Origin of the sequence: Hymenobacter lapidarius (assembly GCF_001816145.1) — a bacterium.
Taxonomy (GTDB): domain Bacteria; phylum Bacteroidota; class Bacteroidia; order Cytophagales; family Hymenobacteraceae; genus Hymenobacter; species Hymenobacter lapidarius.
Genome location: NZ_MDZB01000161.1, coordinates 1 through 9,061 on the forward strand (window position 1 = coordinate 1; position 9,061 = coordinate 9,061).

Annotated in this window: 6 protein-coding genes; 3 read left to right on the forward strand and 3 right to left on the reverse strand. The window is 63.6% G+C overall.

Annotated features, from left to right (window positions below):
- Positions 1 to 104: 104 nt before the first annotated feature.
- The 3 genes from BEN47_RS21610 to BEN47_RS18460 form a co-directional block, all read right to left on the reverse strand.
- Positions 105 to 260 (reverse strand): hypothetical protein, encoded by a 156-nt coding sequence (locus tag BEN47_RS21610; protein WP_158011103.1) that lies wholly within the window; start codon positions 258 to 260, stop codon positions 105 to 107.
- A 50-nt stretch (positions 261 to 310) separates the two neighbouring features.
- Positions 311 to 1,258, reverse strand: coding sequence for an isoaspartyl peptidase/L-asparaginase family protein (locus BEN47_RS18455; RefSeq protein ID WP_083322578.1), 948 nt, complete (start codon positions 1,256 to 1,258; stop codon positions 311 to 313).
- A gap of 199 nt (positions 1,259 to 1,457) precedes the next feature.
- Positions 1,458 to 3,014 (reverse strand): peptidase dimerization domain-containing protein, encoded by a 1,557-nt coding sequence (locus BEN47_RS18460; protein WP_094123056.1) that lies wholly within the window; start codon positions 3,012 to 3,014, stop codon positions 1,458 to 1,460.
- Between the two features lie 330 nt (positions 3,015 to 3,344).
- Here BEN47_RS18460 and BEN47_RS18465 point away from each other — a divergent pair, with 330 nt between their 5' ends.
- The 3 genes from BEN47_RS18465 (at position 3,345) to BEN47_RS18475 (ending at position 8,967) form a co-directional block, all read left to right on the forward strand.
- The gene (locus BEN47_RS18465) at positions 3,345 to 5,171 is read left to right on the forward strand and encodes a DUF885 domain-containing protein (RefSeq protein WP_083322580.1); all 1,827 of its coding nucleotides are present in this window, start codon (positions 3,345 to 3,347) and stop codon (positions 5,169 to 5,171) included.
- Between the two features lie 222 nt (positions 5,172 to 5,393).
- Positions 5,394 to 7,223: a DUF885 domain-containing protein gene (locus BEN47_RS18470; RefSeq protein ID WP_070730581.1), complete on the forward strand. Its 1,830-nt coding sequence runs from the start codon at positions 5,394 to 5,396 to the stop codon at positions 7,221 to 7,223.
- A gap of 493 nt (positions 7,224 to 7,716) precedes the next feature.
- Positions 7,717 to 8,967, forward strand: a complete 1,251-nt coding sequence (locus tag BEN47_RS18475; RefSeq protein WP_070730584.1) for a TolB family protein — start codon at positions 7,717 to 7,719, stop codon at positions 8,965 to 8,967.
- Positions 8,968 to 9,061: the final 94 nt, after the last annotated feature.

Below are 9,061 nucleotides of genomic sequence, written 5' to 3' on the forward strand. Positions count from 1 at the left end.
GAGGCTTAGCTTCACGGGGCAGAACGGGCAATGGTGTGTAGGAACCCCAAAGGTCGGACTGCCCCGTTTTTATGCCCTAAAGTTTAGTAGGGTAGAGTGGTGGTTTACTTAATTGGCCCTTTGCCGGGCCAGGAGAGGAAGCGGGCCGGCACTTGGCCGAAAATGGGGTTTTTCTGCCGCGCCCGCGCTGCGCGCCCGTTGTCCTCTTTGGTCGCATCGGGCCGGTTTTCCCGCGCCGCCATGATTTCCGGCGCGGTCACTTGTTCGGCCCCACAGGATGTCGGGCCCAGGGGAAGGCCGGCACTTTTAGCTACTCCACAATCATGTGGCACACGTTGGTGCCGGTCCGGCCGTCGGCGCTTATGTAGGCCCAGAACAGGCCTTCGGTGCTGTGGGGCATGGCCACGTGGCCGCGTGCGTCGAGGGCGATGACGCCGCCCCTGCCGCCCGCCGGCGCCACTTTATCATGGATGACCCGGTGGGCGGCTGCCACCACGCTCAGGCCCCGGTACTCCATCAGCGCGGCAATGTCGTGGGCCACCGCGTGGCGAATAAAAAACTCGCCGTGCCCGGTGCCCGACACAGCGCACACGTGATTGGCGTAGGTGCCAGCCCCGATAATCGGCGAGTCGCCCACCCGGCCGTACCGCTTGTTCAGCATGCCCCCGGTGGACGTGCCGGCCGCCAGGTGCCCGGCCTGGTCGAGGGCCACGGCGCCCACGGTGCCGTACTTGGCGGGTGGGGACGGGGCCGCGGGGCGGGCTTCGGCCGCTTGCAGGGCCAGCAACTGCTGCCAGCGTTCCTCGGTCCGAAACCATTCCGGCGGGGCCGTTTCCAGGCCCATTTCGGCAGCAAACTGGTCGGCGCCGGGACCCGTGAGCAGCACGTGGGCCGAGCGCTCGAGCACAGCCCGGGCGGCCGAAATCGGGTTACGCACGGTGCGCACGCCCGCCACCGCGCCGGCCTGCAGCGTGGCGCCGTCCATCAGGGCCGCGTCCATCTCGTTCAGCCCGACGTGCGAAAATACCGAGCCGCGCCCGGCGTTGAACAGGGGCGAGTCTTCCAGCAGGCGCAGGCTGGTTTCCACCGCTGTCAGGCTGCTGCCGCCCTCGGCCAGCACCGCGAAGCCGGCCTGCGCGGCGGCCACCAACGTGCGCTGGTAGGCCGCTTCCTGTGGAAACGGCGTGCCGGCCGGGTGCAAGCGGCCCGAGCCCCCGTGCAGAAGTAATGTAAAATTGGCGGGAGGCACGGAAGACATAATGTTACGATGTTACGATTTGAGGGCTCCCAGCACGCGTTTTATCAACTCGATGGGGCTGCCGTTGTGCCAGCGCCAGCCCCCCTGACTAACTCACCGGACTCCAAGCCAGAATTCGTAGCAATGGTTTGGAACCATTTAGAATCTATCCGGATAGGCTATTAGCACGACCACAGCGGGTCCTCCCCGCGCGGTGCCCTTATTGCGGGGTGCCCGCTTTGGATGCCGGCCGCACCGTGGGGTAGGCAATGCCCAACTGCTCCAGGTAGGTCTTGTATTTGGCCGGATTGTAGTAAAATTTTGTCATTTGTGGGCGGTACTGGGCCATGATGCCCTGGTTGAGGGTAATGGCGGGCTTATCGGTGGCCGAAATCAGAGGCGTGTACTTGGTGTCCTTGGTTTGCACGTCGTTGAAATACGCCCAGGCCTCCTTGAGGATTTCGGGTTTCACCAACAGGTCGAGCAGGGTCAGGGCCTCGGCTTTGGCGCCGGCCGTCACGCCCTTGTGGGCAATGGGGGTGGCCATGGCAATGGCGTTGGCCCAGTGGTGGCCGGGCAGGCCAGGGATGTTGGCCGGGTAGCGCAGCACCACCGTGGGGACGCTCCAGGAAATGTCGCCAATGTCGTCCGAGCCCCCGTAGGTGGCCGTCTGGGGCCCCATGAGGGTGTCGAGGCGGGAAGCCAGGCCATCGATGGGGCGGTTGAGGCGGTCGGTTTTAGGAGCTTTCGTTTCGGCCTGCGCGGCGCGGGCCAGCACCTGGTCGGCCGCGCTCCATTGGGGCAGGCCCACGCGCAGGATGTTCTGGTACATGGCCTGAGCAATGGCCTTGTTCAGGTGAATGGGCCAGGCGCTGCCCAGCACCTCGTGGCTCACGGTGGTCTTGGTCATGAGCGTGGCGCCTTCGGCCATCTTCAGGGCGTCGGCGTACATTTCCCTGATTTTGGGGTCGGTGCGCTCGCGCAGGTAGTACCACACCGCCGCCTTCGAGGGCACCACGTTGGGCTGGTCGCCGCCGTCGGTGATGACGGAGTGCGAGCGTTGGTTCACGTCCATGTGTTCGCGGTGGAAGTTCCAGCCCACATCCATCAGCTCCACGGCGTCGAGGGCGCTGCGGCCGCGCCAGGGAGCCACGCCCGCGTGGGCTGCCTGCCCCTCGAAAGTAAACTTGACGGAAATCGCGCCGGTGTAGCCGTTGTCGCCCCACGACACGTTCAGGTTGTCGCTTACGTGCGTAAAAACGCAGGCGTCCACGTTTTTGAAGTAGCCATCGCGCACGTAATAGGCCTTGGTGCCGAGCAGCTCCTCGGCGGCGCCGGGCCAGAGCATGAGCGTGCCAGGCAGCTTCTCGCGCTCCATGATTTTCTTGAGGGCCAGCACCGCCGTGATGTTCAGGGGCACGCCCGAGTTGTGGCCCTCGCCGTGGCCCGGGGCACCCTCAATAATAGGGTCGTGGTAGGCTACGCCCGGTTTTTGGGAGGCCTTGGGAATGCAGTCGATGTCGCTGCCAATGGCAATGACCGGCTTGCCCGAGCCCCAGGTGGCCGTCCAGGCCGTGGGCACGCCCGCAATGCCGGGCTTGATGACGAAGCCGTTTTTCTTCAGAATGCCGGTGAGGTAGCGCGAGGTTTCCGTTTCCTGAAAGCCCAGCTCCCCGAAGCTGAACACCATGTCCACCATCTGTTGGGTGGCCTTCTGCTGCTTATCGATTTCCCCGATGAGCTCCTGCTTCAGGGCTTCGAGCTTGGCGGGCGGCATGATGGCCTGGGCCAGGGTGGGGCGGGGGGCCAGCGCCAGCCCGGCCAGCAGACCCAATACGCACCAAGGGCGCCCACCGCGCAGGCTCCAGGAAAAAGGAGAAGGAGTACAGGAAGACATCATATGGAGGAGGAAAAGAGGCGTCAATAAAACGTACGGTGGACCGGCCCGAATTCCCCAAACCCCCGAAACGGGGAGGCCGGCGCCCGGAAGCGGGAAGATACATGCCGGTCGCCGCACCATAACGCGCTGTAGGCAATCAGCTCACGGGTAGTTGGAATTCAGGTTCTTGTTCGTACTTGCGGGTCCAACCTCAGCCTTCTTTGCTCCATGAGAAAACGAATACTGGCCCCGCTTGCCTTTGGCATCCTGCTGGCCTTGTCCTTGCCAACTCCCACGTTCGCTCAATCGGCCAAACCTGCCAAACCAGTCAAGCCGGCTACAGCCCGCAAGCCGTCTGCTTCGGCCCCGCTGGCGGCCTTGTTTGCGGCGTATTGGAACGAGCAGGCCCGGCTTTTTCCCTTTGGCGCCACGGCCCAGGGCGACAACCGCTACAACGACCAGCTGCCCAACGACCAGACCCAGGCCTTCCGGGAGCAGCTGCGGGCCTTTTACCAGAAATACCAAACGCAGCTGCGTAAAACAGACCGGCGGCAACTCAACGCCACCGACCAGACCAGCTACGACATCTTCGACTACGACCTAGCCATGAACCTGGCCGACCTGCGGCAGCCCGACTGGATGATTCCCTTCACCCAAGGCGGCGGCCTGCCCAGCACCCTGGGCCAGCTGGGGGCGGGCACGGGCAGCCAGCCCTTCAAAACCACCCAGGACTACCGCCAGTGGCTGGGCCGCGCCCGTGCCTTTCCGTTGTGGGCCGATTCGGCCATCGGCAACTTCCGCCGCGGCATGCGGGCTGGCATCGTGCTGCCCAAAGCATTGGTGGTGAAGATGATTCCGCAACTGAAATCCTTCGTGGTCACGGACCCCACGGCCAGCCTGTACTATGGCCCGGTGGCCAAGTTTCCGGCCGGCGTGCCCGCGGCCGAGCAGCCCGAGCTGGTAGCAGCCTACCGCCAGGCCATTCTGCAGGACCTGGTGCCGAGCTACCAGAAGCTGGCGCAGTTTCTTGAAACCGAATACCTGCCCCAGGCGCGCGCCAGCAGCGGCATAGGGGCGCTGCCGGGTGGGGCAGCCCAGTATGCCTACCGGGTGAAACGGGCCACCACGACCGATAAAACCCCGGCCGAAATCTACCAGACGGGCCTGCGCGAAGTGCAGCGCATCCGCACCGAAATGGAGCAGGTGAAGCAGCAGGTGGGCTTTGCGGGCGACCTCAACGCCTTCTTCGCCTACATGCGCACCGACCCGAAGTTCCGGCCTTTCAAAACGCCCGAGGAAGTGCTGGCGGTGTACCGGGGAGTGCTCACGCGCATTTCCCCCAACCTGCCCAAGCTGTTCGGTCACACGCCCAAAACGGAGTTTGAAGTGCGCCGAACGGAGAAATTCCGGGAAGCGTCTGCTTCGGCCCAGTACAACCAAGGAGCACCCGACGGCTCGCGGCCGGGCATTTTCTACGCGCCCATTCCCGATGCCACCCAGTACAACGTGACGCGGGGCATGGAGTCGCTCTTCCTGCACGAGGCCATTCCGGGCCATCATTACCAGATAGCCCTGCAGCAGGAAAACACCAGCCTGCCCAAGTTCCGCCGCTTTACCTTCAATAGCGCCTACGTTGAAGGCTGGGGCCTTTATGCCGAGTCGCTGGGCAAAGCCTTGGGCGTTTATACCGACCCCTACCAGCAAATGGGCGCCCTAAATACCGAAATCCACCGGGCCATTCGCCTCGTGGTGGACGTGGGCCTGCACACCGGCCAGCTCACCCGCGAGCAGGCCATCGAGTACATGATGGCCAACGAGCCCATTGACGAGCAGCGGGCCACCGCCGAGACTGAGCGTTACATGGGCAACCCCGGCCAGGCCCTGAGCTACAAAGTGGGGCAGCTCAAAATCCTGGAGTTGCGCGCCAAATACGAAAAGCAGCTGGGCCCGAAATTTAGCCTGCGCGCCTTCCACGACGAGCTGCTGGCCGGCGGCTCGATGCCCCTGGCGGTGCTGGAAAAAACGCTGGACGCCTGGGCCGCCCGGCAGCGGTAGTGCCATCCGGGCAGCTCACAAACCTGCAGCTGGAAAACAACCCAACCGGCTGGCAACGGCCGATTGGCCGGTCTGGTGGGTGGCGCGGCCAGATGCTCATCGATGCTACAAAAACTGCCTGTTGCGGCCGCGCCGTGGCTCGCTGTGGGCGTTCAACTCGCGGGCAGCGGGAATCAGGTTCTTGTTCTTACTTGCGCGTTCAACCTTAGCCTTCTTTGCTCCATGAGAAAACGAATACTGGCCCCGCTTGCCTTCGGCATCCTGCTGGCCACTCAGCTACCGGTGCCCGCGGTTGCCCAAGCTGCCAAGTCGACTGCCGCCGCCGCCGCTACGGCCCGCAAGCCGTCTGCTTCGGCCCCGCTGGCGGCCTTGTTTGCGGCGTACTGGAACGAGCAGGCTCGGCTTTTTCCCTTTGGCGCCACGGCCCAGGGCGACAACCGCTACAACGACCAGCTGCCCAACGACCAGACCCGCGCCTTCCGCCAGCAGCAGCAGCGCTTCTATCGGCAATACCAGGCTTCGCTGCTGAAATTTGACCGCGCCAAGCTCGCGGGCGAAGACCAGGTGAGCTACGACGTGTTCCGGTACCAGCTGGAAACGGCGCTGGAAGGACTGCAGCAGTTCCGGTGGATGATGCCTTTCGGGCAGGCAGGCGGGCTGCCACAAAGCATGGCGCAGTTTGGGTCGGGCACGGGTTCCCAACCCTTCAAGACGACCATGGACTACGACAACTGGCTGGGCCGGGTGCACGGCTTCCCGGCCTGGACCGACTCGGCCATTGCCAACTTCCGTCAGGGCCTGAAAACCGGCGTGGTACTGCCCCGGGCCCTAGTGGTAAAGATGATTCCGCAGCTGGAGGCCCAGGTGGTGGCCGACGCCACCAAGAGCCTGTTCTACAGCCCCATCACGAAGCTGCCCGACGCGCTGCCCGCGGCCGACAAAGCGCGGCTGACCATGGCCTACCAGCAGGCCATTCTCACCAAGCTGGTTCCCTCCTATCAAAAGCTGAGTGCTTTCCTGAAGAACGAGTACTTGCCCAAGGCGCGTACCACCTCGGGTTTTGGGGCTCTGCCCGGTGGGCCCGCGGCTTACCGCTACGCAGTAAAAGCGGCCACCACGACCAACAAAACGACCGACGAAATCTACCAGACCGGTCTGAGCGAGGTGCAGCGCCTGCGCACGGAAATGGAGCGGGTGAAGCAGGAGGTCGGCTTCCAGGGCGACCTGCCAGCCTTCTTCGCCTACATGAAAAACGAGCCCAGGTTCCGGCCCTACAAAACGCCGCAGGAAGTGCTCGATGGGTTTGAAGCCATTCACCAGCGCATGCTCCCCAACCTGCAGAAGCTGTTTGGCCGCACGCCCAAAACGCCGTTTGAGATGCGGCAGACCGAGGCCTACCGCGCCGCTTCGGCCAGCGCCCAGTACGTGGCCGGCTCGCCCGATGGCTCCCGGGCGGGCATCTTTTATGTGCCCATTCTCGATGCTACCCAATACAACGTCACCTCCCTGCCGCCCATGGAAGACGTGTTTCTGCACGAAGCCATTCCGGGGCATCATTACCAGATTTCGCTGCAGAATGAAAACACGGCCTTGCCCAAATTCCGGCGCTTTGGCGGCTTCAGCGCTTTTAGCGAAGGCTGGGGGCTCTATTGCGAGTCCTTGGGCAAGGAGCTCGGGCTCTACACCGACCCGTACCAGTACGCCGGTTCGTTGGGCGGTGAAATGCACCGCGCCATCCGGCTGGTGGTGGACGTGGGCCTGCACGCCAAAGGCATGACCCGGGAGGAAGCCATCAAGTACATGATGGACAACGAAGTCATCACCGAACAGCTGGCTACCGCCGAGATTGAGCGCTACATGGGCAATCCCGGCCAAGCCCTGAGCTACAAAACGGGCCAGTTGAAAATTCTGGAATGGCGCGCCCGCTACGAGAAGCAGTTGGGCCCGACGTTCGACCTGCGCGCTTTCCACGACGAGCTCCTGGCCGGCGGTGCCATGCCTCTGGCCGTAGCCGAGCGCCGCATGGACGCCTGGGCCGCCCGGCAGCGGTAGCCAGCGTGACCACGTCAGCTTCACCAAAGCTTGAACCACCGCTGAATTTCTTAAACCAGAACGAGCGGACCGTCTGGCCCGCTCGTTTTTTTTATTGCTGTCCCACTCCTTAACACGCAGCTAGTCCTCGAACCCCAAGCAGTCGCCGGGGACCCCTCCGGGGCAAATGCACCTGCGCATCGGCCACCTTCATCAACTGCGCAAAAGACGAAACAGCCTTACCACGCAACATGCGCGTCTTTCGTGTTCATCGCCCTAGGGAATGATGGATGATAATTACCTACGCCTAAAGTGGCCCCTCTTTAAAAAAAGGAAGCGGCGTACTTGGCCACGATGCTTGGAGCAATACCCAGGGTGCGTGCAATAGCACCTTTTCGCTGAACGAAATAAGCCAGCTTACTTGTGATTGTTGTGGTGGAACAACCAGCACGCCGGGCGTAGCTTCGCACACAAACCCAACCCGCTTGGCGCGGGCATCTTTTCCCCGCGTGGTATGATGAAAAAAGCCTTTACCTTACTGGCCTCCCTGGTGCTGCCCCTGACGGCCCTGCAGGCGCAAACTGCCCAACGGCCCCTCCAGCTCAGCGACCTGTACCGGATGCGCGACGTGGCCGACCCCCAGCTTTCGCCCGATGGGGCCTGGGTGGCATACACCGTGACGCGCGCCGATTCGACCACCGACAAGCGCGACGCCGACGTGTGGATGGCCCGCACCGACGGCACCCAAAACCTGCGCGTGACCACCGCCCCGGCCAGCGAGGCCAAGCCCCGCTTCAGCCCCGACGGCAAGTACCTGAGCTTCGTGTCGAGCCGCGGCGAAGAGGACGGCGGCGACGCCCAGCTCTGGCTGCTGAACCGGGCCGGCGGCGAGGCGGAAAAGGTGACCAAGCTCAAAGGCAGCGTGTCCGACTACGTGTGGTCACCCGATGGCCAGCGCCTGGCCCTTATCATCCGCGATGCCGACCCCGACTCGCTCACGGCTGCCCAGAAGGCCAAAAAGAAAACCGCACCGCCCATCGTCATCGACCGCTTTCAGTTCAAAAAGGACGTCGATGGCTACCTCAACAAGCAGCGCCAGCACCTCTATATCTTCGACGTGGCTTCGCGCAAGCTCACGAACCTGACCCCCGGCGTGTACGACGAGCACCTGCCCGCCTGGAGCCCCAACGGCCAGCAGTTGGTGTTTTCCAGCAAGCGCGGGTCCGACCCCGACCGCCACGACAACTATGACCTGTACCTGATGGATGCCAAGGCGGGCGCCACGGCTCGGCCGCTGCTCACCACCGACGTAGCCGAGAGTTCGCCCGGCTACGGCAGCCGGCCCGTGTGGAGCCCCGATGGGCGGCGCATCGCCTTTGTGCAGGGCGGCCCCCGCGAGCAGCTCGTGTACGCCCTGCACCAGCTGATGGTGGTGGAGGTAGGTAATGGCACCGTAAAGGCCCTCACCGCTGGCCGCGACCGCAACACCACCAAGCCCCAGTGGGCGCCCGATGGCAAGAGCCTCTACTTTCTGCTGGAAGACGACCGCGCTACCTCGCTGGCCCGGGTGCCGGCGGCGGGTGGCACCATCAATACAGTGTTGGGGGGTGCCCGGGAAGTAAATGACTTCGCCCTGGCCGGTAACGGGAAGCTGGTCGTGCTCAGCAGCCTGCCCCAGGCGCCGGCCGAGGTATTCGGGCTGGACAAAAAGGGGACCCCCAAGCCGTTGTCTCAGCAAAACGATGCCTGGCTCAAGGGGGTTTGAGGTGGTCTAGTTAAGCTGGACAGAACTGGGTGGTATCTTTCCTTCGTCATGAAAGACATCCCCAAACCCGACAAACGCCGCAAGTACGACGCGG